The 23,234-nt window shown below is 71.2% G+C and carries 19 protein-coding genes; 9 read left to right on the top strand and 10 right to left on the bottom strand.

From position 1 onward, the window contains the following. Positions 1 to 224 precede the first annotated feature (224 nt). Positions 225 to 2,621: a helicase-associated domain-containing protein gene (locus ACFFRH_RS00885; RefSeq protein WP_386153257.1), complete on the top strand. Its 2,397-nt coding sequence runs from the start codon at positions 225 to 227 to the stop codon at positions 2,619 to 2,621. A gap of 172 nt (positions 2,622 to 2,793) precedes the next feature. On the opposite strand, the gene ACFFRH_RS00880 is transcribed toward ACFFRH_RS00885, so the two are convergent. Next, positions 2,794 to 3,810 carry an ABC transporter substrate-binding protein gene (locus tag ACFFRH_RS00880; protein WP_344748149.1) on the bottom strand — a complete coding sequence of 339 codons (1,017 nt, stop codon included), beginning with the start codon at positions 3,808 to 3,810 and terminating at the stop codon, positions 2,794 to 2,796. Between the two features lie 87 nt (positions 3,811 to 3,897). Here ACFFRH_RS00880 and ACFFRH_RS00875 point away from each other — a divergent pair, with 87 nt between their 5' ends. The 3 genes from ACFFRH_RS00875 to ACFFRH_RS00865 all read left to right on the top strand — a co-directional run bounded on the left by ACFFRH_RS00875 (position 3,898) and on the right by ACFFRH_RS00865 (position 6,984). Next, a complete protein-coding gene (locus ACFFRH_RS00875; protein ID WP_344748148.1) occupies positions 3,898 to 4,989 on the top strand; it encodes a FecCD family ABC transporter permease in 1,092 nt (363 codons plus the stop codon). 109 nt (positions 4,990 to 5,098) lie between these two features. Then, positions 5,099 to 6,193: a FecCD family ABC transporter permease gene (locus ACFFRH_RS00870; protein ID WP_344748147.1), complete on the top strand. Its 1,095-nt coding sequence runs from the start codon at positions 5,099 to 5,101 to the stop codon at positions 6,191 to 6,193. Further along, a complete protein-coding gene (locus ACFFRH_RS00865) occupies positions 6,190 to 6,984 on the top strand; it encodes an ABC transporter ATP-binding protein (protein WP_386153253.1) in 795 nt (264 codons plus the stop codon). The genes ACFFRH_RS00870 and ACFFRH_RS00865 overlap by 4 nt, the downstream gene beginning before the upstream one ends. Before the next feature lie 83 nt (positions 6,985 to 7,067). Here the strand turns inward: ACFFRH_RS00865 and ACFFRH_RS00860 are convergent, their stop codons facing one another. After that, entirely contained in the window at positions 7,068 to 8,720 is a 1,653-nt protein-coding gene (locus ACFFRH_RS00860) for a DUF885 domain-containing protein (RefSeq protein WP_386153250.1), read from the bottom strand. 145 nt (positions 8,721 to 8,865) lie between these two features. Between ACFFRH_RS00860 and ACFFRH_RS00855 the strand changes: the two genes are divergently transcribed. Beyond that, complete coding sequence (locus ACFFRH_RS00855) at positions 8,866 to 9,186, top strand: GroES family chaperonin (protein WP_344748144.1); 321 nt, start codon at positions 8,866 to 8,868, stop codon at positions 9,184 to 9,186. 40 nt (positions 9,187 to 9,226) lie between these two features. Here the strand turns inward: ACFFRH_RS00855 and ACFFRH_RS00850 are convergent, their stop codons facing one another. Then, a complete protein-coding gene (locus ACFFRH_RS00850; protein ID WP_386153247.1) occupies positions 9,227 to 10,090 on the bottom strand; it encodes a hypothetical protein in 864 nt (287 codons plus the stop codon). Between the two features lie 731 nt (positions 10,091 to 10,821). Between ACFFRH_RS00850 and ACFFRH_RS00845 the strand changes: the two genes are divergently transcribed. Continuing rightward, positions 10,822 to 12,759: a phosphatidylglycerol lysyltransferase domain-containing protein gene (locus tag ACFFRH_RS00845; RefSeq protein WP_386153244.1), complete on the top strand. Its 1,938-nt coding sequence runs from the start codon at positions 10,822 to 10,824 to the stop codon at positions 12,757 to 12,759. On the opposite strand, the gene ACFFRH_RS00840 is transcribed toward ACFFRH_RS00845, so the two are convergent. The 3 genes from ACFFRH_RS00840 to ACFFRH_RS00830 form a co-directional block, all read right to left on the bottom strand. Next, positions 12,713 to 12,985, bottom strand: coding sequence for a hypothetical protein (locus tag ACFFRH_RS00840; protein WP_344748123.1), 273 nt, complete (start codon positions 12,983 to 12,985; stop codon positions 12,713 to 12,715). The two genes, ACFFRH_RS00845 and ACFFRH_RS00840, sit on opposite strands and share 47 nt — an antisense overlap. A 231-nt stretch (positions 12,986 to 13,216) precedes the next feature. Continuing rightward, positions 13,217 to 14,062: an ABC transporter permease gene (locus ACFFRH_RS00835; protein WP_344748124.1), complete on the bottom strand. Its 846-nt coding sequence runs from the start codon at positions 14,060 to 14,062 to the stop codon at positions 13,217 to 13,219. A gap of 201 nt (positions 14,063 to 14,263) precedes the next feature. Further along, the gene (locus ACFFRH_RS00830) at positions 14,264 to 15,286 is read right to left on the bottom strand and encodes an ATP-binding cassette domain-containing protein (RefSeq protein WP_344748125.1); all 1,023 of its coding nucleotides are present in this window, start codon (positions 15,284 to 15,286) and stop codon (positions 14,264 to 14,266) included. 149 nt (positions 15,287 to 15,435) lie between these two features. On the opposite strand from ACFFRH_RS00830, the gene ACFFRH_RS00825 reads away from it, so the two are divergent. Next, the gene (locus ACFFRH_RS00825; protein WP_344748127.1) at positions 15,436 to 16,206 is read left to right on the top strand and encodes a TetR/AcrR family transcriptional regulator; all 771 of its coding nucleotides are present in this window, start codon (positions 15,436 to 15,438) and stop codon (positions 16,204 to 16,206) included. Between the two features lie 143 nt (positions 16,207 to 16,349). Here the strand turns inward: ACFFRH_RS00825 and ACFFRH_RS00820 are convergent, their stop codons facing one another. The 4 genes from ACFFRH_RS00820 to soxR form a co-directional block, all read right to left on the bottom strand. Next, on the bottom strand, positions 16,350 to 16,724 hold the full coding sequence (locus ACFFRH_RS00820) for a hypothetical protein (protein WP_344748128.1): 375 nt from the start codon (positions 16,722 to 16,724) through the stop codon (positions 16,350 to 16,352). A 345-nt stretch (positions 16,725 to 17,069) separates the two neighbouring features. Beyond that, entirely contained in the window at positions 17,070 to 17,549 is a 480-nt protein-coding gene (locus tag ACFFRH_RS00815) for a TIGR02611 family protein (RefSeq protein ID WP_344748129.1), read from the bottom strand. 270 nt (positions 17,550 to 17,819) lie between these two features. After that, positions 17,820 to 21,116 carry a cellulose binding domain-containing protein gene (locus tag ACFFRH_RS00810; protein ID WP_344748130.1) on the bottom strand — a complete coding sequence of 1,099 codons (3,297 nt, stop codon included), beginning with the start codon at positions 21,114 to 21,116 and terminating at the stop codon, positions 17,820 to 17,822. Positions 21,117 to 21,380: 264 nt separating this feature from the next. After that, positions 21,381 to 21,854 carry a redox-sensitive transcriptional activator SoxR gene (gene soxR, locus ACFFRH_RS00805; RefSeq protein WP_386153236.1) on the bottom strand — a complete coding sequence of 158 codons (474 nt, stop codon included), beginning with the start codon at positions 21,852 to 21,854 and terminating at the stop codon, positions 21,381 to 21,383. Between the two features lie 82 nt (positions 21,855 to 21,936). On the opposite strand from soxR, the gene ACFFRH_RS00800 reads away from it, so the two are divergent. Then, entirely contained in the window at positions 21,937 to 22,335 is a 399-nt protein-coding gene (locus ACFFRH_RS00800) for a PPOX class F420-dependent oxidoreductase (protein ID WP_386153233.1), read from the top strand. A 76-nt stretch (positions 22,336 to 22,411) separates the two neighbouring features. Then, positions 22,412 to 23,233: a patatin-like phospholipase family protein gene (locus ACFFRH_RS00795; RefSeq protein ID WP_386153230.1), complete on the top strand. Its 822-nt coding sequence runs from the start codon at positions 22,412 to 22,414 to the stop codon at positions 23,231 to 23,233. Position 23,234: the final 1 nt, after the last annotated feature.

Raw genomic sequence — 23,234 nt, 5'->3', positions numbered from 1 at the left:
ACCCTCCCGGACGGCGCCGCCCCTTCCCCTTTCCGAGGCGCCGGTCGGTCCCGGGGCCGCCATCCCTCCCGCCTCGCGGCCCCGGGACCGATCAGAACCGGACGGAGAGCTTTATAACGATCGCATTCTGCGCGGTGGATGCCGTCAGAGATGCCCTCTGCATTACCGTGGATGTTTATGGCTCACGGAGAGTCCCCGCGCGAGATTCCTGAGAGAGCTGCGAGATGGACGATCACCTGCTCGGCTGGTTGAAAACCCTCGACGAAGAACGGCTCGCCCGAGTTCTGGCCAACCGGCTGGACGCCATCGCCCCACCGTGGCCGCGCCGCCTGGACACCCTGGCGCAGCGGCTGGGCAACGGGTTCGCGGTGATGGAGGTCATGCGCGGGTTGCCGCTGCCCTCTCTCGAGGTGGCGCAGGCCGCACTCGCCCTCGGCGAGCAGGCCGGGCCGGAGACGGTCGCCCGGTTCATGGGCGTGCCCGAGACCGAGGTGTCGCCCTGGCTCGACCTGCTGTTCGACCACGCGCTGGCGTGGCCGGACGGCGAGGGCCGCGTCCGGGTGGCCGAGGGGGTCGCCCGGTGGTGGGCGGCGCCCTGCGGGCTCGGCGAGCCGCTCCCCCACTACCTGAACTCCTGGACGGTCAGCGCCGACGCGCTGCGCGGGCTGGCCAGGACCCTCGGCCTTCCGCACGGTCCCAAGCGGCGCACGGTCACCAGGGTCACCGAGATCCTCTCCGATCCCGCGCGGGTGACCGCGCTGCTGGAGAGGGCCCCGGAGGGCGCGAGGCGGCTGCTGGACGAGTTCGCCTGGGACGGCCCGGTCCGCGACGTGGACGGCGGCAGGTTCGTGGTGCCCGGCGCCCCCGAGAAGTGGGCGGCCGACCACGGGCTGCTCTTCCGTCCCAGCTGGAACGTGGCCGAGATGCCCCGCGAGGTGGCGCTCGCGCTGCGCGGCCCCGACTACCACCCTCCCTTCACCCCGGTCCCGCCCGACCTCGCCACCATCCCCGTCGACCCCGAGGCCGTCGACCACCTGATGACGCTGGCCGCCCCGCACGTGGTGGAGCGCTGCGCCGCCATGCTGGAGAACACCGCGAAGTTCCCGCTGCCGCTGCTCAAGGCGGGCGGGGTCGGGGTGCGCGAGGTCCGGCGGGTGGCCAGGGACACCGGCTGCGACGAGGACGAGACCCGGCTGCTGCTGGAGGTCTGCGCGGTGGCCCGGCTGCTGGCCTGGGACGAGTCGGCCGGCGGGCTGGTGCCCACCGAGAAGTTCGACCGCTGGCGGCTCGACGACGCCGCCGCCAGGCTGAGGGTGCTGCTGTCGGCGTGGTGGCGGATGGAGCGCTCGTCGCTGCGGAAGGTCGACGGCAAGTACGGCACGGTGCTCGGCGACGACCCGGCCGGAGCCATGGTCGCCCGCGCCCGGCGGGCGCTGCTCGGCGTGCTGGCCCGGCTGCCCGCCAGCACGGCGTGCACCGACCGGACGGGGCTGGTCAGGTCCGCGCACTGGCACGCCCCGCTGCTGGACCAGTCGCTGCTGGCCGAGTGCGCCCCCGCCGTACTGGAGGAGGCCCGCATGCTCGGGCTCGTCGCCCTCGACACGATCACCGACCTCGGCCGGGCGATGGCCGGGCTGGACGCCTTCCCCGGTGACGAGATCGACGACTCCTCGCCCATCGTGGAGAACGACCCCGTGCTGGTCGAGTGCTCCACCAGGGCGCTGGCCAGCGTGCGGCGCAGCGCGCTCTTCGGCGCCGACCTCACCGCCGTGGTGACCGGCCCGCCCGCCGGAGAGCTCGCCGAGCTGCTCGACCGGGCCGCCGAACGCGAGTCGCGGGGCGCGGCCTCGGTGTGGCGGTTCACCCCGGCCAGCGTGCGCCGGGCCATGGACTCCGGATACACCGCCGAGGGCCTGCTGGCGGACCTCGCCGAGGTGGGCACGGTGCCGCAGCCCCTCGACTACCTGATACACGACGTGGCCAGACGGCACGGCGAGGTCACGGTGACCACGGTCGCCTGCATCGTGCAGGCCTCCGACCCGGCGCTGCTGGCCGAGATCGCCGGGCACCGGCGGCTGGGCAGGCTGGGCCTGCGGCTGCTCGCCCCGACCGTGCTGGCCAGCTCGGTGCCCGCCGACAAGACCCTCGCGGCGCTGCGGGAGAACGGCTACGCGCCGGTGCCGATCGAGGACACCGGTGAGATCACCATCCGCAGGGCCCGCGTCGAGGAGCCGCAGAACGGGCGGCTGATCCTGCTTCCCGGGGGCCGGGTCGCCGAGTTCGAGCAGCCTCCCTACCCGCTGGTGGAGCCGCCCCCCGACCCGCACGAGCACGCCCAGCGCCTGCTCGTCGCCGAGGGCGAGGCCTCCCAGTCCGTCGGCAGGACGTGGGCGGTCATCGGCCGGATGGCCTCTCGCCTGCCGACCGCCCAGCAGTCGCTGCTCGGCTTCGTCGTCGACCGCGGCGTACGGGCGGCGATCACGCTGACCGACGGCCTGACCGCCACCATCAGCCACGGCGAGCTGCGCAGCGGCGTGCTCGACGCGTGGTGCGAGGAGGCGGGCGACTACCTGGAGTTCCCGCTGGCCGACATCGTCGAGGTCCGCGGCACCTACGCCTGACCCGGGCCGCACCACCGGCCCGGCCCGGCGTCCTTCGTCCTCCTCCGTCGGCCTGGCCGTACGCAGTCCGCCGCCCGACCTGCCTGCGTGTGCCGTACGCCGTCCGACCTGGCCTGCGCGTCCGGCCTGGCCTGCTGGTGCCGTACGCCGTCTGGGGGCGGTGGCGATCCGGCTAGAGCTTCTTCGCCTTGGCGAGGTCGGTGTTGAGCTGCTCCAGCACGTCGGCGTAGCCCTGGTAGCTGTAGCGCTCCTCGGCGTGCCACTGGTAGACCTGTCCCGCCTTGACCGCGGGCAGCGCCGCGAAGGTCGGCTTCTTCTTCATCTCCTCGGGCCGCATCGACTGGGTGCGTGCGTCCACCAGGATCACGTCCGCGTCGTAGGTGTCGGCGTTCTCCCAGCTCAGGGTCTGCCAGAAGCCACCGTCGTCGACCTTCTCCGGCACGACCAGGTCCAGGCCGAGTTCCTTGAAGTAGCGCAGGTCCGCGTGGTCGTCGGGGTTGGCCACCCAGATGGACTCCGGCCCGCTCGCCAGGACCAGGACCTTCAGGCCCTTGGCCTCGGGGGTGGGGAGCGCGGCGGAGGCGGCGTCGAACCTGGCCTTGGCCTCGGCCACCTCGGGGGCGTCGAGGTCGGCGCCGAGGGCCGTGGCGACCTGCCCGTACCGCTTGATGAGCTGGGGCACCGACACGTCGAGCAGGCTCACGCCGAGCGTGGGCGCGACCTGCTCGATGGTGGCGGCGGACTTCTGCGGCACGTACCAGAGGGCGTCCTTGGCGTACATGCCGCTGATCAGCAGGTCCGGCTGGAGCGAGATGTACTTCTCGACGTTGAACTCGTCCCACACGTTGCCGATGGACTCGACCTTGGTGATGTCGACGTCGCCGACCTGGGGATCCTTCGTGCCGTCCTTGAGCTTGTGCGGCCCGAAGACGGCGACGGGGCGGACCCCGAAGTCCCAGAGCGCCGCGGCGGCGCCGACCTGGGCGACGACCCGGGCCGGGCGTGTGGGCGTGTCGATCTTCTTTCCACGGTCGTCGGTGAACGTCCACGGACCCGCCGGGGAGGCCGCGGCCGGGGAACCGCCCGTCGCCGCGGGCGTCTCCGTACCGCCGCCGCACGCTGCCAAAGCGAACACGAGGCCGAGGCCCGCGGCCATGAATCCCCGCCGGGGCAGGACAGGTAGGGACATTTCCGACTCCAATGGATAGGCTTACCTAAATTGACTCTTGCATTAGATTAGCCTTACCTAACCATTGTCGACGAAGAGGGGTACCCGGTGAGCAGGGCCGCTGTGGCCACGGCCGCGTCCGCGCCGGAAACGGCCGCGAAACCGGACGCGACACGTCCGGAGCGAGCGGGAGGGACCGGACGGCGCTCGGTGGCGCTGGCGGCCGGGCTGCTCGCCGGGCTGGCGGTGCTGGTGCTGCTGGCGACGGTCAGCGTCGCGGTGGGCTCCCGCTCGGTCCCGCTGTCCACGGTGCTGGACGCGCTGCTCGCGCCCGACGGGTCCGCGGACCACACGGTCATCAGGGACCTGCGCGTACCGAGGACCCTGATCGGCATCGGCGTGGGCGCGGCGCTCGGACTGGCCGGCGCGCTGATGCAGAGCCTCACCCGCAACCCGCTCGCCGACCCCGGGCTGCTGGGCGTCAACCAGGGCGCCATGTTCGGGGTGACGGTCGCGATCGGGCTGCTCGGGGTGGGCGACCCCTCCCTCTACGTCTGGTTCGCGTTCGCCGGTGCGGCCGCCGCCGCCGCGCTGGCCTACGCGCTGGGTTCCGCCGGGCGGTCGGGCGGCGGGCCGGTGCGGCTCACGCTCGCCGGTGTCGCGCTGGGCATGGTCTTCAACGCCGCCGCCTCGGCGATCCTGCGGACCGACAGCGCGACCTTCGACCGGATGCGGTTCTGGCTCACCGGCTCGCTGGCCGGGATCAGCGGCGACGTCGCGGTGCGGCTCGCCCCGTTCCTCGCGGCCGGGCTGGTGCTCGGGCTGCTGCTCGCCAAGCCGCTCAACGCCCTCGCGCTCGGCGACGAGGCGGGACGCGCGCTCGGCGTGAGCGTGGCCCGTACGCGCGGGCTGACCGCGATCGCCGTCACCCTGCTGTGCGGGGCCGCCACCGCCGCCGCCGGGCCCCTGTGGTTCGTGGGGCTGGCCGTGCCGCACGCGGTGCGCGCCTTCACGGGGCCCGACCAGCGCTGGGTCCTGCCCTACACCGTCGTGCTCGCCCCCGTGGTACTGCTCGGCTCGGACGTCCTCGGCCGGGTGGTCGCCGCCCCCGCCGAGGTGCAGGTGGGCATCATGTGCGCCGCCGTCGGCGCCCCGGTGTTCGTCCTGCTCGCCCGCCGCCGGAGGCTCGCCGCCCTATGAAATCCTCCCCATCCGCGGACACCCGCCTCAGAGTCTCGCCGCGCGCACCCCTCACGAAAACCACCCCACCACCGACGACCGTCTCGAAGGCTCACCGCGCGGACCTCTCATGAAACTCATCTCACCACCGGCAATCGTCCCGGAGACTCACGGCGCGGCCCCCTCGGGGCGGACGCCCGCCTCGAAGGCCCTTCCCGCCGCGCTGCGCCTGCGTTCCTGGTCGCTGCGGCTCTCGCCGCGCGGCCTCGCCGCCGGGACCGCCGTCGCCGCCCTGGGAGTGGTCGTCAGCCTCGTCGCCCTGTCCGTCGGCGAGTTCACCGTTCCCATCCCCGACATCGTGGCCGCGCTGTTCGGCCAGGGGCCTCCGGCCGCCGAGCTCATCGTGGGCCGCCTGCGGGCACCGCGTGTCGTGACCGGCCTGCTGGTCGGCGCAGCGTTCGGGCTGAGCGGGGCCATCTTCCAGAGCCTCACCCGCAACCCGCTCGGCAGCCCCGACTTCATCGGCTTCACCGCGGGGGCCTCCACCGGGGGCATCGCCGCCGTCGTGCTGGGCGGCACCGCCTGGCAGATCGCGGGAGCCTCGCTCGCCGGGTGCGTCGTCTCCGCGCTGGTGGTGTACGCCCTGGCCTTCCGGCGCGGGGTGCAGGGCTACCGGCTGATCCTGGTCGGCATCGGGATCAGCGCGCTGCTGGTCTCCGCCGACTGGTACATGCTGACCCGCGCCAACATCAACGACGCCGCCACCGCCGGGGCGTGGATCACCGGCAGCCTCAGCGGGCGCGGCTGGGAGCACGCGATCCCGGTCGCGTACGCGCTCGCCGTGCTCCTGCCCGTCTGCGCCTGGCTGTCGCGCCCGCTGCGGATGATGGAGATGGGCGACGACGCGGCCAAGGCCGCGGGCATCCGCGTCGAGCCGGTGCGCGCGACGGCCATCGCCGTCGGCGTACTGCTGTGCGGAGTCGCCACCGCCGCCGCCGGACCCGTGGTCTTCGTGGCGATGGCCGCTCCCCAGCTGGCCCGCCGGATCAGCCGCTCCCCCGGCGTCACGCTGGTCACCTCGGCTCTGACGGGCGCCACACTACTGGTGGGCGCCGACCTGGCCGCCCAGCGTGTCTTCGCGCCGGTGCAGCTGCCGGTGGGAATCATGACCGCCGCGATCGGCGGTACGTACCTGGTGTTTCTACTCCGGAGGGAACGACGTTGAGACTGTACGGCACCGGGCTGACGCTCTCCTACGACAAGCGCGTGGTGGCCAGTGACCTGGACGTCACGATCCCCGACGGATCGTTCACCGTGATCATCGGCCCCAACGCGTGCGGCAAGTCCACCATGTTGCGCGCCCTGGCCCGCATGCTCAAACCCCGCGCCGGGGCGGTCCACCTGGACGGGGCCGTGATCACCTCGCTGCCGTCCAAGGAGGTGGCGCGCAGGCTGGGCCTGCTGCCGCAGAGCTCGATCGTTCCCGACGGCATCACGGTCGCCGACCTGGTGGGCCGGGGCCGCTACCCGCACCAGCGGCTGATGCGGCAGTGGTCCCGCGAGGACGAGGTCGCGGTGGCGGCGGCCATGGAGTCGACCGACGTGACCGATCTGGCCGACCGCTGCGTGGACGAGCTCTCCGGCGGCCAGCGCCAGCGTGTCTGGCTCGCCATGGCGCTGGCCCAGGAGACCCCGATCCTGCTGCTCGACGAGCCGACGACCTTCCTGGACATCGCCCACCAGATCGAGGTGCTCGACCTCTGCGCCGACCTGCACGAGCAGGGCAGGACCATGGTCGCCGTGCTGCACGACCTGAACCAGGCCTGCCGCTACGCCACCCACCTGATCGTGATGCGCGACGGCCGGATCGTCGCCGAGGGCGACCCCGCCTCGATCATCACGGCCGCGCTGGTGGAGGAGGTCTTCGAGCTGCGCTGCGAGATCATCGAGGACCCGCAGAGCGGCACCCCGTTGATCGTCCCCGAGACCCGCCGCCGCGCCCCCGCCCGCACATAGCCCCTGCTCGTACGTGGGCGGGGACCGCGGATCAGCCCTCCAGGGCGACCCGGCGGATCAATCCTCCAGCGCGACCCGGCGGATCAGCCCTCCAGCGCGACCCGGCGGGCCAGTCCGAGAGGGAGCCCGCCGGAACCGGCCAGCGTGTCGTGGAAGGCGCGCAGGTCGCCACGGCCCGCGGCCAGGTAGTCGTCGCGGATGCGGTCGATCTCCAGGGCACCGGTCAGGTAGGAGGGCGCCTGGGTGGGCCACGCGCAGTAGCGGTCGACCTCGCCCTTGGCCGTGCCGGGGGTGAGCGACGATCTCGTGGTCATGTACTCCTCGGCCTGCTCGATCGTCATGTCGCCGCAGTGCAGCGAGGTGTCGACGACGATGCGGGCCGCCCGGAAGAGCCGGAAGTCGAGGTGGGCGAGCTCCTGGGCCGGGGTGGTGAAGTAGCCCTGCTCGTGCATGAGCTTCTCGACGTACAGGCCCCAGCCCTCGGCGAAGTACGGGGTGCGGAACAGCTTGCGGGCCCGCCGGGGGTTGTCCGCCATCCACGACAGGTGCCAGTGGTGGCCCGGGTAGGCCTCGTGGACGGCGATGGAGGGCATCTGCGCCCTGGCGTTGGTACGCAACCGCTGGCGGACCTGCTCGTCGGTGAACGAGGACGGGGTGAACGGGACGAAGAAGTGCCCGATCCTGGAGGTCGACAGGGGCGGGGGCGACATGTAGGAGGCGACGGCGACGATGGGCCGCTGGAACTCCGGCGACGGGACGACCCTGCACTCCTCGCCCTCCGCGAAGGTCACCAGGCCGCGCTCGCGGACGAACCTCCTGGCCCGCTCCGTCTCGGCCTCGTACTCGGCCCGCATGTCCTCCAGCGTCGGCGCGTGGTCGCCCTGCAGCTCGGTGACGGCCGCGTGCCAGTCGCCGGATCCGCCGTCCAGCCTCGCGGCGACCTCGCGCATCCGCGCGTCCAGCTCGTCGTAGGCGGCCTGCCCCCGCTTGAGCAGCTCGCCGGCGCCGTAGCCGAGCATCTCCCGCTCACGCAGCAGGGTGGAGTAGAGCTCCTCCCCCATCCGCCAGGTGCCGGTCGCCCGGAAGCCCTCCAGGAACTCCACCAGCTCGTCGAAGGCCGCCGCCGCGGGCTCGGCCGCCGCGGCCAGCCGGGCGCGCAGGGCCTCGTCCGCGACCTGGCCGGGGACCGTCTCGGTGAGGAAACGCCGGGCGGTCCGCGACTGGCCCAGCCCCCGCGCGACCAGCAGCGGGGCCGCCAGGGCGGGGTCGAGGTTGGCCCGGCAGGCGGCGATGACGTCCGGCACCTCGGCCAGCCGCGCGACGGCCGCGTCCACCAGCTCGGCCTCGCCGGACAGCCTCTGCAGGAACGGACCGAACATCGAGGAGAAGATCGGCCCCACGTAGGCGCCCGGGTCACGCCGCCAAATGGGCCACGCCTCGTACGCGATCTCGCCGCGCAGCGTGGACATGACCAGCTCCCGGTCGATCTCGTCCTCGAAGCTCTCGGGCTCCACGGGGACTCCTGGGCCACCGGGGCTCCCCGGGCTTTCGACGTCCCCGGCGCTCCCGGGCGTCCGGACCTCCTGGAGCCGTTCCAGCCAGCGGCGCGCCTCCCGCTCCCTGGCGAGGATGCCGGACTCGGTGAAGTCGCCGAGAGTCCTGTCGTACCCCTGTGCGCCCGCGAGGTTGGCGTAGGCGGGATTCGCCGCCAGATACCAGTCAAGGAAGCCGCTCACGAGCTCAGGAGACGTCATAACGCCGGATCCTACTCGGCGGACGAATCCCCATCACCGATGTCGTCCCCCGGTCTTCCGGCGCCCGGGTCCACCCGGGTTCGCCGACGAGCGGGCACGGCTCCGCGGTTCCCATAAACTTCATGCTGTGGGTGACCCGAAGTTCGAGATCCAGATGCTCCACGACCGCGTCATGGTCAAGATCGAGCAGGAGTCCGAGGAGCGCCGCAGCACGGCGGGCATCGTCATCCCGGCGACGGTGAAGATGGCCAACCGCCTCGTCTGGGGAGAGGTCTGCGGCGCGGGCCAGAACGCCCGCGCGGTCAAGGTCGGCGACAAGGTCCTGTTCAACCCCGAGGACCAGTACGAGGTCGAGGTCCACGGCCAGCTCTATCTGGTCATGCGCGAGCGCGACCTGCACGCCATCGCCACCCCGCAGACCGACAACGGCACCGGCCTGTATCTGTGAGAGCCGCGCGGTTCCCGGTGAGGTCCGTGGAACGCGCGGGTCACTTCCGGGTGTAGCCGAGATAGAGCTTGTTGGACCAGTCGTCCGCGGAGAAGGCGGCCAGGACCCGCGTGGTCTTGCCCTTGAGGGTCGACAGGACCACCTGATAGTGGCCGGAGGCGGGGATGACGGCGATGAAGTGCTTCTCGTCCCACCAGCCCCACAGGGCCTTCGGCTTGATGCCGGGCACCTTCGCCGCGAGCTTGCCCGAGGTCCGGTCCCAGACACAGACGTGCTCGGTGTAGCTGGACGGGCACCAGGTCATCAGGCCCCGTCCCGAGGGGGTGAAGGCGTCCTCCCCACCGGCGGGCCTGCCGGTCTTGACCAGGGTGCGGCGGATCGCGCCGTCCTGCCCGTAGAAGCGGGTGCCGCCCGAGTGCTCGGCCACGATGTCGGCGCCGTCGGAGCTCCAGCGGAACCTCGCGGCCTTGTCGACATTGGCCACGGTCACCGTCTTCGCGGTCTTCGCGACCGCGTCGACGACCACGAACCCGGAGGTCACCCACGCGGATCCGCTCTTCCTCTCGACGGTCAGCACCGCCTTGCCGCCGTTGCGGCTCCAGTGGGCGTAGTGCGCGACGAGCGGCTTCTTCACCGTACGGATCCTGGTGCCCTTGGAGGTCGCCAGGTCGAGCAGGACGACCGAGTCGTAGCCGCTCTGGTAGGAGGTGGGCACCGCGAGGGCCTGCTTCCCCTTCGGCGCGACCGTGATCTCCTGGTAGGCGGCCTGCCGGGTGAAACCGGCCCCCCTGCGCAGGTAGTTCATCTTGCCGGAGGAGTAGGAGGTCACCCTGAGCGCGTCCGTGGAATCCTCCCGGACGGTGACCCGGGTGCCGGGCAGCACTATGTCGACGGGCGCGGCCACGGGCGCAACGGCGGACGCGGCGGCTGCCGGCTCGGCGGCGTGTGCGGCCGCCGGAATCGGCACGATCACCGAAGCCAGGACGGCGAGGCAACCGAACAATCGGTAAATCCCAGGAGTCACGGGCACGGCGGAATACTAAGCCGGAAAGCCCCCAAGATCTTGATCTAGAACGAATCGGTTAGAAGAGGTGTGAGAGAGGCCGACCGGGGTGAGGGGACACCGGAAGGCGGGCGGGACAGGAGACCGCCGACACCGGGAGACGGGGGCGGGACGTCCAAGACCGCCGTAAGGCGTCGTAGGGCGTCGCGAATCGCCGTAGGTCTCAAGGACCGGGCGGATGGCGGGCCGGAGGTGGGTGGCGTGGCCGAAGGCGGCACGGCGGGCCGGAGGTGAGCGGCGTTGCCCGGGACGGTATGGCTGCGAACGGCCGCGGCGGACCGGGGGAAAGCGGCGCGGCCGTCTCGGTGCCGCGGCCACGGGCGGCGCGGCGGAACGAGGGCGGGTGGCGTGACCGAAGGCGGGCGCGGCCGCGGGCGGCGCGGGGGACAGACCGAAAACGAACGGCGATTTTACGGCGGCGGACTCCAACCCGTCTCCCACCGTTTTCGCGGAGGGTTGGCGACGCGCCTCGCGACACTCAAGGCAAAGTCACCGGAGCCCGCCGGAGTGGATTCGGCCTTGGCGAGCCGTGTGGTCACGTTAAGGCCCCTATCACCGATTAATGTCCTCCCATGAAGGATCGGTCATGGGCACCCCGTTCCTGGGTCTCCACCGCGACCGGTTACGCGGCGATGGCGATCGGCGTCCTGGACATCATCAGGGCCGTGCTTCCGGCGTTCAGGAGGAGCCGGGTCGGCGAGATCACCGGGCTCCTGCCCGGAACGTTCACCTCGCTCGCCCAGGCGGTCTCGCTCGTCCTGGGCGTCCTGGTCGTCATGCTCGCCCACGGCCTCCGGCGCAGGAAGAGGCGGGCGTGGCGGGCGGTGATGGTGCTCCTGCCGCTGAGCGTCCTCGTGGACCTCCTGCACTCGCACCGCCCCTTCACCGCCGTCCTCAGCGTGCTGGTCGTCGTCCTGCTCGTGATCAACCGGAACGAGTTCAACGCCCTCTCCGATCCCCGGACCCGCTGGCGGGCGCTGTGGAACCTCCTCGTCCTGGGCGTCCTGGACATCGTCATCGGCTGGGTCGTGGTGAACGCCCACCCCCTGATGATCGTCGGCGCCCCCAGTGCCGGAGAGCGGCTCCAGCACGTGCTGCTCGGCCTCGTCGGGGTGCAGGGGCCGGTCGAGTACTCCTTGGAGCGAACCGCCGACCTGGTCTACTACTCCCTCCTCGGTCTCGGCGCGCTCACCGCGGTGACGACCCTCTACCTCGTCCTGCGCCCGGAGAGGCCCGTCGCCCGGCTGGACCCCGAGCAGGAGAAGACGGTCCGCGAGTTGCTCGCCCGGCACGGTGCCCGTGACTCGCTCGGCTACTTCGCGCTGCGCCGCGACAAGAGCGTCGTGTTCTCCCCGACGGGCAAGGCGGTGATCGCCTACCGCGTGGTCTCCGGGGTCATGCTCGCCAGTGGCGACCCCATCGGGGACGTCGAGGCGTGGCCGGGCGCGATCAAACGCTTCATGGAGGAGGCCGAGCGGCACGCCTGGGTGCCCGCCGTGATCGGTTGCAGCGAGACGGGCGGCGAGGTATGGACCAGGGAGGGCCGCCTGTCCGCCCTGGAGATCGGCGACGAGGCCGTCGTCGACGTGGCCGCCTTCACCCTCGAAGGCAGGACGATGCGCAACGTCCGGCAGATGGTGAACCGGGTGGAACGCGCGGGCTACACCTGTCTCGTACGGCGGGTCGGAGACCTCACCGAGGAGGAGAAGGACCGGATCCGGCACGCCGCCGACTCCTGGCGCGGCACGGACACCGAGCGGGGCTTCTCCATGGCGCTCGGCCGGTTCGGCGACCCCGCCGACGCCGGATGCGTCGTCGTCACGGCGCACGGTCACGCCGGGGGCACCTCGAAGGCCGGGAGCACCTCGAAGGCCGGGGGTTTCCCACAGGCTGAAGGCACCTCACAGGCCAAGGGCACCTCACAGGCCGAGGGCGCCGAGGGCTCTAAGGACTCTGAGTGCGCGATGGACGGCGAGGGCGATGCGGGGGGTGAGGATGGCGAGGGCGCGGTGGACGGCGGGACCGGGCCGGGCGGGGACATCCGCGCCATCCTGCACTTCGTCCCATGGGGGACGGACGGCATCTCCCTCGACCTGATGCGTCGTGACCACGAGGCCGACCCGGGCCTCAACGACCTGCTGATCGTCAAGACCCTGCAGGCGGCCCCGTCCCTCGGTGTGAGCATGGTCTCGCTGAACTTCGCCATGTTCCGCGCCGCGCTCGCCAGGGGCGAGCGGCTGGGCGCCGGCCCGATCCTCCGCGCCTGGTACGGCGTCCTGGTCTTCCTGTCCAGGTGGTTCCAGATCGAGTCGCTGTACAGGTTCAACGCGAAGTTCCAGCCGCTGTGGAAACCCCGCTTCCTGGTCTATCCCGCGGCGCGGGACCTTCCGCGAATCGGCATGTCGGCACTCCAGGCGGAGGCCTTCATCTCCCTCCGCCTTCCCGAGGTCGTCTCACGCCGCATCAGGAGCCTCCTCCCCGCGCGCCTCCGCACCTCACGCATTCCATGACCATGGGGACGCGGTGCCGCCGGTGCTCGTAGAACCGGTGACCGAGCGCTGTCACGACGAGCACCCCGCCGAGCAGCAGGAGCATGAACGGCCCGTACTTCTCGTGTCCTATCAGGCCCATGACGAGATGGGCTATACCAGCGGCGACGATGATCGCGCCGACGTTGAGCAGTTCCCTGTTGAGCGTCCACCCCGAGGCGGATCGTTCCCGTTCCGTCTCACTCATGCGTCCAGGCTCACTACCGCCAGTTACAGTCCGCGGCGGATCCCGTCACCACGATGTAAAACACGGAGCATCTTCCCGCGGCGGCGAACATGTGAACCCGGTGATCCGGCGGGAACACACCCCCGCGAAGACCGGGGACCAGAGACCGGAAACCGGAGACCTGCGAGCGGCGAGCGGCGAGCGGCGAGCGGCGAGCGGCGAACGGCGAGCGGCGAACGGCGAACGCACCTGTCAGCCTCCGAGCCTGCGGAACGTGCGCGCCGACAGGGGCAGGAAGACGGCGATCAGCAGCAGCGGCCAGACCACCGCCATGAGCACGGCGTTCTGCGCGACCCAGGACTCGCCTCCCCAGCCGGGGTTGTCGAAGAGCCGCCTCGCGGCCGTGGCGGTGGCCGAGAGCGGGTTCCACTCCGCGATCGTCCCGAGCCAGCCGGGCATGGTGCCGGGATCGACGAACACGCTGGACAGGAAGCCGACGGGCCAGACCAGGATCTGCACGGACGTCACCACCTCCGGCCCTCCCGCGACGAGTCCGACGAAGATGCCCACCCAGAGCAGGGCGAAGCGCAGCAACAGGAGCAGGCCCACGGCGGTGAGCGCCGCGGAGGCCCCTCCCCCGGCACGCCAGCCCAGCAGCAGCCCGGTCACGATCATGACGGCCAGCCCGACGACCGAGTTGAGCATGTCGGCGATCCCCCGGCCCGTCACGACCGCGGAGGCGCTCATCGGCATCGACCGGAACCGGTCGGTCACCCCCTTGGCCGCGTCGGTGGTGACCGCCGTCATCGTGCTCTCCAGGCCGAAGAGCACCGTCATGGCGAACATGCCGGGGATCAGGAAGTCGAAGTAACCTCCCCCGCCGGGGACGCCGATGGCGCCGCCGAACAGACCGCCGAACATCAGCACCATCATGATCGGGAAGAACCACCCGAGGATGACCGGGCCGGGCCGGCGGACCCAGTGGCTCAGGTCGCGCAGGGTGATGGTCCAGGAGTCGGCCAGCGCCCAGCCGAACCGGGACATCAGAGTTCCGGCGAGCTGCGGGGCCGGGGGTGGAGCCGGGGTCGTCGTGCTCATGGGGATGCCTCCGCACCGGGGATCGAGGTCGTCGTACTCACGGGGATGCCTCCGCAGCGAGGTTCAGGGGCGTCGTGCTCTCGCGGGACGGGGGCGCTACTCGGACGGGCGCCCGTACGGGAGAGGGCGGCGTTCAGGCGCACGCCCGCACAGGAGGGGGCGACGTTCAAGCGGACGCCTCCGTACGGGAGAGGGCGATGCTCAAGCGGACGCCCCCGTGCGGGAGGCGGGGACGGCGACCGGGGGCCGGGTTCCCTCCTCACCGCTCGTCAGGTGCAGGAACACCTCGTCGAGCGTGGGGCGGCGCAGTGTGACGTCGAGCGGCTCGATCCCGGCGTCCCCGAGGGCGGTGGCCATCGTGACGAGCGCCCGGGTGCGCTCGGCGACCGGGACGCTGACCCGGCGCGCCTCGGCGTCCACGTGGACCTCGCCGGACGCGACCCGCGCCGCGAGGGCCTCCGTCGCGGTCACGTCCGCCTGGTCGGCGAGGACGAGGTCGAGCCAGTCGCCGCCGATGGCGGACTTCAGCTCCTCGGGGGTGCCCTCGGTGACGACCCGGCCGGCCCCCAGCATCGTGATCCGGTCGGCCAGACGATCCGCCTCCTCCAGGTACTGGGTGGTGAGCAGCACGGTCGTGCCGGAGCCGACCAGGTCACGGACGGCCGCCCACACCTCCTGGCGGGCGGCCGGGTCGAGGCCGGTCGTGGGCTCGTCCACGAAGAGCACCGGGGGCGCCACGATGAGGCTCGCCGCCAGGTCGAGCCGTCTGCGCATGCCGCCGGAGTACCTGACGACCGGCCTGCCTCCGGCGTCGGCCAGTGAGAAGCGCTCCAGCAGTTCGTCGGCCCGCCTCCGCGCCCTGTCGGCGGAGAGGTGGTTCAGCCTGCCGAACATGACCAGGTTCTGCCGCCCGCTGAGGATCTCGTCGACCGCGGCGTACTGGCCGACCAGCCCGATCCGCTCGCGTACCTGCCGCGCCTGTGTCCGGACGTCGAACCCGGCGACGCTCGCCCGGCCCGAGTCGGGGCGCAGGAGCGTGGACAGGATTCGAATCGCCGTCGTCTTTCCCGCGCCGTTGGGCCCGAGCAGGCCGCAGACCGTCCCGGGCGCCACCCGCAAGTCGAACCCGTTGAGGCCCGCCCCCTCGGCGGCCCCCGCGTAGTTCTTGCGCAGATCGTGCGCGGCGATCGCCACCTCGTCCCGCCCGGCCACCTTCACATCCACCCGTTGCACCCTTCACACCCGTCTTCCCACCCGGCGTCCATTACGGACGATTCGCCCGACATCGACGCACCTGCAGAACGTAGACCGTACCGTACACCGTACGGCTCGGTTACGGTGGTCTCGACGCCGAGAATCTGGAGACCGTTCCCGTGAGTGCGAAGAAAGCTTCCGACGCCGACCCGGCACGCAGCCTGGCGCTCCTGTGGGGATCACACAGCAAGCCCGGGCGTTCCGGGCTGACGGTGCGCTCGATCGTCCTGGCGGCCATCGAGCTGGCCAACGACGAAGGGCTCGACGCGGTCTCCATGCGGCACGTCGCAGAGCGGCTGGAGGTCGGGACCATGTCCCTCTACACCCACGTCCCCGGCAAGGGCGAGCTGGTGGATCTCATGATCGACACCGCGTACGGGGAGCTCTACGACGACGTGGACGCCCCGTCCCGGCAGCCCGGCGGGTGGCGGGGGGCGCTGGAGTTCGTCGCCGCCCGCAACTGGGACCTCTACCGGCGCAACCCGTGGCTGCTGCAGATCATCGACGTCCGCTCCACGCTGGGGCCGAACGCCTCACTCAAGTACGAGGCCGAGCTGCGCCCGCTGGAGGGCACCGGCCTGTCGGACGTCGAGATGGACTCCGTCCTGGCCCTGGTCCTCAGCCACGTGGAGAGCACCGCCAGGGCGAAGGCCAACCAGGCCCGGATCCAGGAGGAGAGCGGGATGACCGACGCCGAGTGGTGGCTGTCCAACGCCCCGCTCCTCGACAAGATCGTGGACTCCGCCCGGTTCCCCCTCGCCTCCCGCGTCGGCCAGGCGGCCGGGGAGGCCTACCAGTCGGTCGCCGACCCCGTCCACGCCCTCACCTTCGGCCTGGAACGCATCCTGGACGGCATCGCCGGCCTGATCGAGGGCCGGGGCCGCCCGTGACACCGAGGGGCCACCGGGCGGACACGCGGTCGCCGGAGACATGTGGCTGGAAACAGAGAAACCGGGGCGCGCGGGACGGGAACGCCCTCGGTAGCCGTTCCCGTCCCGCGCACCCCGGCGGGCCGGTCTAGTAGTAAGCCGGTCTAGTAGTAACCGGTGCCCGTGATGGCGGCGGTCTGGTTGCCCATGTTCTTCACCCGGTAGCGGATGCACGGGGCGGGCGGGGAGGTGCTGGCGGCGACGTACGCGGCGTGGTCGTTGGCGGCGATCGGCACCGTCCCGATGTACCTGCCACGGCAGTTAGCGATCTTGACCTTGACGGGCACGCTGTTGGTGTCGAGCTTGACCAGCACGTTTCCGTTGTACTGGGCCGCGGGGACGAGCTCGGGCGTGAGGAACACCTCCTCGCCGGGCTGGACCCTCGCGGCCAGGTTGACGTCGTCGGCGTGGGCGGGGGTGCCGGTCAGGGCGACGGCTCCGGCGGCCGCCAGGGCCAACATCGAGGACAGGGCGCGCATAGAACGTCACTCTCCTTATTCGTCTCTGCCGATCCGTCCCTGCGGATCGGACGTGGAGACACTACGGAGAGTCACATCCGGGAAAGATAACGAGGTGGGCGGACCTGGGTAAAACTCCGGGGAGCGCCGGTTCCCCTCCGGACACGCGACGCCATCGGCGACCAGAGCGTCGCCATTGCCATCACGTGGGGACAACCACCCCGGATCAGGAGGCACGGGGCGAAGCCGCCAGAACCAGGATCAAAACCGAGGATCGGGGCCGGGAACGGGCTGTCGGCTCGACCGGATCACGCGGGCGCCGGTCGGCCTCGCGGCCGGGACCGAGATCAGGATCGGGCCATCGGACTATCGGGCGAGGAGCTTCTGGGCCTCGACGATCAGGTCGAGGTCGAAGCTGAGCTTGAGGCCGTAGTAGACGATGGCGGTGGCGGTCGCCGCCGCGGCGAGGACGACCAGGATCTTGACGGTCCAGCCCTGGCGGCCCAGCCAGGCCGTCCAGGCCGACAGGGTCCGCTTGCCGAACTCCAGCACCCGGTGGGCCCAGTGGAACTCGGTGGCCAGCACCGCCAGCCCCGCGAAGACGACCAGCCAGCCGGGGCCGGGGAAGGGCACCATGATCAGGCCGCCGATGACCAGCACGGCGCCGATGGCACCAATGACGATCTTCAGGGTGAGGCGGCCCGCACGGGTGGACCTCACCCCGTCGAGCCAGCCGTTCAGGCCGGACCGCTCGGCCGCGGCGTCTTTCAGCGCGTCCGCGTCGCCCGTCTCAGACGGCCGCCCGGGCGCGCCGTGAGGCTCGTGCACCCCATCTGAGATCGTCATGTTCTCCCCAGCAGAGTCGGTTTCTTCCACAATAGGCTCTGCTGGGCGACCCGGCCTCGCCGACGTCCTCAGATCATCCTCAAGGCGGAGGGCCGGGGGTCCTTCGGAGGGATGTCACGAGATCACCACGGTCGTCCCCCGCGCCCGTTCGGGGCGCGGGGGACGACCGGACGGCGTTCCGGACACCCCTCCGGGGTGAGGGCGCCCGCCCCCTGCCGGAAAACGGTCAGAGAGCGGGCGGAAAGCGGTCAGGGGGCGGATGGAGAGCGGTCAGGGGGCGGTGCAGGTGACGGTGGAGGGAACGCCGTTGGTGCCGGTCCAGGAGGCGCCGAAACCGAACGACGTGGAGGCTCCGGCCGCCAGGACGCCGTTCCAGCTCACGTTCTTCACGGTGACGTCCGCGCCGGTCTGGGTGTGGACGCCGCCCCAGAGCTGGGTGATCGTCTGACCGTTCGGGAACGACCACTTGACGGTCCAGCCGGTGGTCGCCGAGGTGCCGGTGTTCTTTACGGTCACCTCGCCCTGGAAACCGCCGGGCCAGGAGTTGGACACCACGTAGGTCGCGGTGCAGCCGCCGCTCACCGGCCCGGTGAGGGTCCTGAAGGTCACCGGGGCCGAGGCGGTGGAACTGTTCCCCGCCGCGTCACGAGCGACCACATAGAAGGTGTACGACGTGTCGGCCGTCAACCCGGTCAGCGCGAACGACGCCGAGGCCGGCGAACCCACCTTCACATCCGTCGCCCCCGCCTCACGGTAGACGTCATAACCACTCACCCCGACGGCGTCCGTCGAAGCCGTCCAAGTCAGCGTCGCCCCCGACGAAGTGATCGCCGACGCCACCGGAGTACCCGGCCTGGTCGGCGGAACGGTGTCGACCGTCCCGGTGAGGGTCCTGAAGGTCACCGGGGCCGAGGCGGTGGAACTGTTCCCCGCCGCGTCACGAGCGACCACATAGAAGGTGTACGACGTGTCGGCCGTCAACCCGGTCAGCGCGAACGACGCCGAGGCCGGCGAACCCACCTTCACATCCGTCGCCCCCGCCTCACGGTAGACGTCATAACCACTCACCCCGACGGCGTCCGTCGAAGCCGTCCAGGTCAGCGTCGCCCCCGACGAAGTGATCGCCGACGCCACCGGAGTACCCGGCCTGGTCGGCGGAACGGTGTCGGGGGGCGGGACGGTCCCGCCGTTGTCGGCGTACACGACACCGCGGCCGTTGGTGCCGAGGTAGACGCGGCCGTAGACGCGCGGGTCGCCGGTGAGGGCCTCGCCCGCGTTGCCGTACTGGTGCTTGTCGTCGTTGATCCTGACCCAGCTCGCGCCGGTGTCGTCGGAGCGGAAGACGCCGGTCACGCCGCCGATCGTGGCGAGGGTGTACAGCGCCTGGTAGCCCCCGGCGGAGGCGGACTTGCCGAAGCCGATGTTGACGGCGCTCGTGACGCCGGACAGCTTGGTGAACGACGCGCCGCTGTTGGTGGAGTGCCACAGGCCCGAGGCGGCGCCGGTGTCACTGGGGGGCCCGGCCAGCCAGATGTCGCCCTCGCGGCCGGGTACGGCCTTGAACTTGACGTTGCCCTCGGCGGGCAGCCCGGTCGCGGCGGTGGCCGTGAAGGAGGCGCCGCCGTTGGTGCTGACGTAGAACCTCCCGGCGCTGAAGCCGTAGAACTTGCTGGAGTTCACCCGGTCGGACTCGACCACGGCTCCCGTCGGGAGCCCGGTGGAGGCGGTCCAGGAGTTGCCGTAGCCGACCGAGTAGTGCACGCCCACGCCCTTGGGCGCCCAGACGAACCGGGAGCCGTCGGCCGCCGCGGCGATCGTGCCGCCCTCGTTGATCCCGCCGGGCTCGGTGCCCTGGAACCAGTTGGCGCCGCCGTCGGTGGAGAAGGCGGCGTGGCTGTCGTTCGGCCGGTCGGCGTCGGTGAAGCTGCCCGCGCGGACCATGACGGACGGGTTGGTCTCGGCGTAGTCGAGGCTGGTCGTCGTGGTGAAGATCGGCGAGGTGAACAGCATGGGCGGCACGGCGTCGAGGTTGGTGTGCCGGAAGCCGCCGATGTCGCCCAGGCCGCTGATCAGCGGGGCACCGGACGGCGGGCTGATCAGGTCGAGGACGGCGGTCTCCTCAAGCCCCTTGACCATGGGCTTGATGGTGAGCTTGCCGCCGGTGTCCCACTTCTTGAGATCCTCGGTGCCGTAGACGGTGGCGCCGGTGCCGTACATCATCCGGTTGCCGTCGAACGGGTCGATCTCCAGCGACTCGGTCATCCAGCCGAGCTTGGGCGTTACCTCCGGCGGCTGGGGGTTGGTCCCGAAGGTCAGCCAGGGCGCGGAGGAGATGTCCATCGTGTAGCGGAAGCTGCGCTCCGGGTAGGAGGTGAAGTCCCAGATGCGTGTCCAGGTCGCGCCGGAGTCGGTGGACCTGAAGAAGATCACGTCCGGCCACCAGGATATCTGGGTGGCGACCATGATCGTTCCGGGGTTCTGCCGGTCGATCGTGAGGCCGCTGTAGCCGAAGTAGTCGTCGGCCGAGCTGGAGGGGACCGGGCTGATCTGGGTCCACGCCCCGGTGGTGGTGTTGAGCTTCCACACGTCGCCCTTGGCGCCGTCGTAGGGGCCCGCGGTGTCGCTGGTCGCGATGTAGAGGGTGTGGTTGACGTGGTCGAGCACGCCCTTGTGCGCGATGTAGCCGGTGGGCTGCCCGGCGACCCTGCTCCAGGTGGTCCCGCCGTCCGAGGAGCTGTAGACGGTGTTCTGCTTGTCGGCGACGCCCACGTAGATCTTCTGCGTGGTGTTGCCGGCGGTCGCCGAGCTGGGGTCGAAGGTCACCCAGACCACGCCCGGACGGTGGCTGGTGTAGCCGTTGGGGTCGGAGGGGTTGTCTGCGTAGTTCCCCGGGTTGGGGAAGCTCGTGACCTTGGCCCAGGTCACGCCCTTGTCGGTGCTGCGCCACAGGCCGTTGCCTTCGGGCGCGCCGAAGTAGACGACGCTGTTCCTGTTGGGGTCGACGGCGAGCCGCTCCCCCATCCCCCGGCCGGGCATGTTGCCGCCGAGCTTGAACGGCAGCGGCGTGGCCTGCCAGGTCGCGCCCTTGTCGGCGGAGCGCAGGATGGCCCCGTTGTTGGGGTCCCAGCTGTTGGTGTACATCCCGGCGGCGACGTAGACCCGGTTGGTCTCCACCGGGTCGGTGGCCAGGCTGACCACGCCGTTGTATCCCCACTTGTCCCAGCCCACCCAGTCGAGCAGCGGGATCCAGCTCTTGCTCGACTGCTCCCAGCGATACGCGCCGCCAATGTCGGTGCGGGCGTATATCAGGTTCTGTTCCTTCTGGTTGAAGATGATCCCCGGCACGAACCCGCCGCCGTCGATCCTGACGTTCTTCCACTCGTACGACTCGGCGGCGGCCACCGAACCGGTCCCGGTCGTCCCGGTCCCGGTCACCGAACCGGTCCCGGTCACCGCGGTCCCGGCACCGGACGCGGACGCCTGGGCGCTCGCGCCCCCGACGGCCGCGCCGACCGACGCGCACGCCACCGCCACGGCGGCGAGCATGCTGAACAGCCTTCTTCGCATGTACGGCTTCCCTTCGCAATGCAACGGACAAACCGCCATGCACGATCAGGCGACGGGACCCTGACCTTCGACCGCCCATGATGCGCGTGCATGAACGCCCAGAGGTTCACATGCCGGACCCCGGGTCGTCAATAGTTTGAATAGACAACTAACAAACCTGCCGCGAATCACGGCGAACCTCCCCTGGGTGGCGCCGTGGACGACCCGAAGACCGGCCCGGAGACCGACCCGGCGACCGACCCGGAGACCGGCCCGCGCCGCGGCCTATCCCGCCTCGCAGGGAGCGCAGTCCCGCCGGGGAGGGAGCATCAGCCGCGAGCCGGGCCCCCTCGCGGCGGCCACGTCGTCGGGGTTGGCCAGCGCGCAGCGGTCCAGCGAGAGGCAGCCGCAGGCGATGCAGTCGGTCAGGCCGTGCCGGAGCCGTTCGAGCTGCTTGATGCGGTCGTCGAGCTCGTACTGCCACATCGTCGAGAGTCTCGCCCAGTCGTCCCTGGTGGGGGTGCGTTCGTCGGGGAGGGCGGACAGCGCCTCCTGGATCGTCTTGAGCGGGATCCCGACCCGCTGGGAGACCCTGATGAAGGCGATCCTGCGGAGTGTGTCGCGAGGGAAACGACGCTGGTTGCCCGCGGTGCGGCGGCTGCGGATCAGGCCCTTGGCCTCGTAGAAGTGGAGGGCGGAGACCGCGACCCCGCTGCGCGAGGAGAGCTGGCCGACGGTCATCTCCGGATTGTTGGGCATGCGTCAGTCTAACTTGACCTCAATCAATATTGAGGTTGCAGGGTGAGGGCATGACATTCACGGAGGCGGAAAGAGAGGGAGCATGACATTCACGAAGGCGGAACTCGCCTACCTCGGAGAGCAGCGCCTGGGCCGCCTGGCCACGACGGGCCCCGGCGGCTCCCTGCAGAACAGCCCGACCGGGTTCCGCGTCGACACCGAGACGGGCGTCATCGACATCTACGGCCGTGCGATGGGCACCACCAGGAAGTTCCACAACGTCCGGACCAACCCGCAGGTGGCCTTCGTGGTGGACGACGTCGCCTCCACCGATCCCTGGCGGGTCAGGGGCGTGGAGATCCGCGGCGAGGCCGAGGCCGTCGAGGACCACGACCCGCCCTCCCCGTACTTCAGCCGGGAGATCATCCGCATCTACCCCCGGCGGATCATCTCCTGGGGCGTCGACCCCGCCCAGGAGGGCATGAAGGGCCGCGACGTCTGATCCCCCGTTCCCCTCTCGGGGAGGCACCTCGGGGGCGCTTCTCCTGCGGGAAAGGCCGATCAGGTAGGAATGGCGCATGACGAGAGCATTGGTACTGGGTGGCGGCGGCGTGGCGGGCATCGCCTGGGAAGCGGGGATCATCACCGGTCTGCGCCGGGCGGGCATAGACCTGGGAGAGGCGGAACTGGTCATCGGCACCTCCGCCGGGTCGGTGGTCGGGACGCTCGTCGCCACCGAGGCCGACCTGGAGAGCTCGGTCGGCGTCCAGGCGAAAACGGAGGTCGCGACCGTCTCCGCCGTCGACATGGAGGCGGTCATGGCCGCCTTCAGCATCCTCTACGACCCGTCCCTGGACCCCGAGGAGGCCCGGCGCCGGGTCGGCGAGCTGGCCCTGGCGGTGAAGGACAGCGGCGCCAGGATCGAGACGATCGGTGACCGGCTGCCCGTCAAGGAGTGGCCGGAGCGCCGCCTGCTGATCACCGCCGTCGACGCGAGGACCGGCGAGTTCGTGGTCTGGGAGCGCGACTCGGGGGCGCCCCTGGTGTCGGCGGTCGCCTCCAGCTGCGCGGTCCCGTGCGTGTTCCCGCCGGTGGAGATCGACGGGCGCCGCTACATGGACGGCGGGGTCCGCTCCCCGACGAACGCCGACCTGGCGGCGGGCAGTTCGGCCGTGGTCCTCCTGGAACCGCTCGCGCACACCTCGCCGAAGGCGCGAGTCGAGGCCGAGCTCGCCGAACTGGGTGGCGCCGAGATCGCCCACGTCGTCCCCGACGAGGCGTCGGTCGCCGTGTTCGGCGCCAACGTCCTCGACCCGGCCCTGTGGCGCCCCGCCTTCCAGGCCGGTCTCGCCCAGGCGCCCGCCGTCGAGGAGAGCGTGGCCAGGGTCTGGAAGGACTGAG

This window comes from Streptosporangium vulgare, from assembly GCF_042428775.1.
GTDB classification, from domain to species: domain Bacteria; phylum Actinomycetota; class Actinomycetes; order Streptosporangiales; family Streptosporangiaceae; genus Streptosporangium; species Streptosporangium vulgare.
The sequence above is the reverse complement of the archived record's forward strand: the minus strand, read 5'-3'. Positions and strand labels throughout refer to the sequence as shown.

Coding starts and splice junctions, on each gene's coding strand:
- soxR (WP_386153236.1), bottom strand. CDS start 21,854: ATGCCCAACAATCCGGAGATGACCGTCGGCCAGCTCTCCTCGCGCAGC.
- ACFFRH_RS00835 (WP_344748124.1), bottom strand. CDS start 14,062: ATGAGCACGACGACCCCGGCTCCACCCCCGGCCCCGCAGCTCGCCGGA.
- ACFFRH_RS00800 (WP_386153233.1), top strand. CDS start 21,937: ATGACATTCACGAAGGCGGAACTCGCCTACCTCGGAGAGCAGCGCCTG.
- ACFFRH_RS00795 (WP_386153230.1), top strand. CDS start 22,412: ATGACGAGAGCATTGGTACTGGGTGGCGGCGGCGTGGCGGGCATCGCC.
- ACFFRH_RS00885 (WP_386153257.1), top strand. CDS start 225: ATGGACGATCACCTGCTCGGCTGGTTGAAAACCCTCGACGAAGAACGG.
- ACFFRH_RS00880 (WP_344748149.1), bottom strand. CDS start 3,810: ATGTCCCTACCTGTCCTGCCCCGGCGGGGATTCATGGCCGCGGGCCTC.
- ACFFRH_RS00845 (WP_386153244.1), top strand. CDS start 10,822: ATGAAGGATCGGTCATGGGCACCCCGTTCCTGGGTCTCCACCGCGACC.
- ACFFRH_RS00810 (WP_344748130.1), bottom strand. CDS start 21,116: ATGCGAAGAAGGCTGTTCAGCATGCTCGCCGCCGTGGCGGTGGCGTGC.
- ACFFRH_RS00815 (WP_344748129.1), bottom strand. CDS start 17,549: ATGACGATCTCAGATGGGGTGCACGAGCCTCACGGCGCGCCCGGGCGG.
- ACFFRH_RS00840 (WP_344748123.1), bottom strand. CDS start 12,985: ATGAGTGAGACGGAACGGGAACGATCCGCCTCGGGGTGGACGCTCAAC.
- ACFFRH_RS00870 (WP_344748147.1), top strand. CDS start 5,099: ATGAAACTCATCTCACCACCGGCAATCGTCCCGGAGACTCACGGCGCG.
- ACFFRH_RS00820 (WP_344748128.1), bottom strand. CDS start 16,724: ATGCGCGCCCTGTCCTCGATGTTGGCCCTGGCGGCCGCCGGAGCCGTC.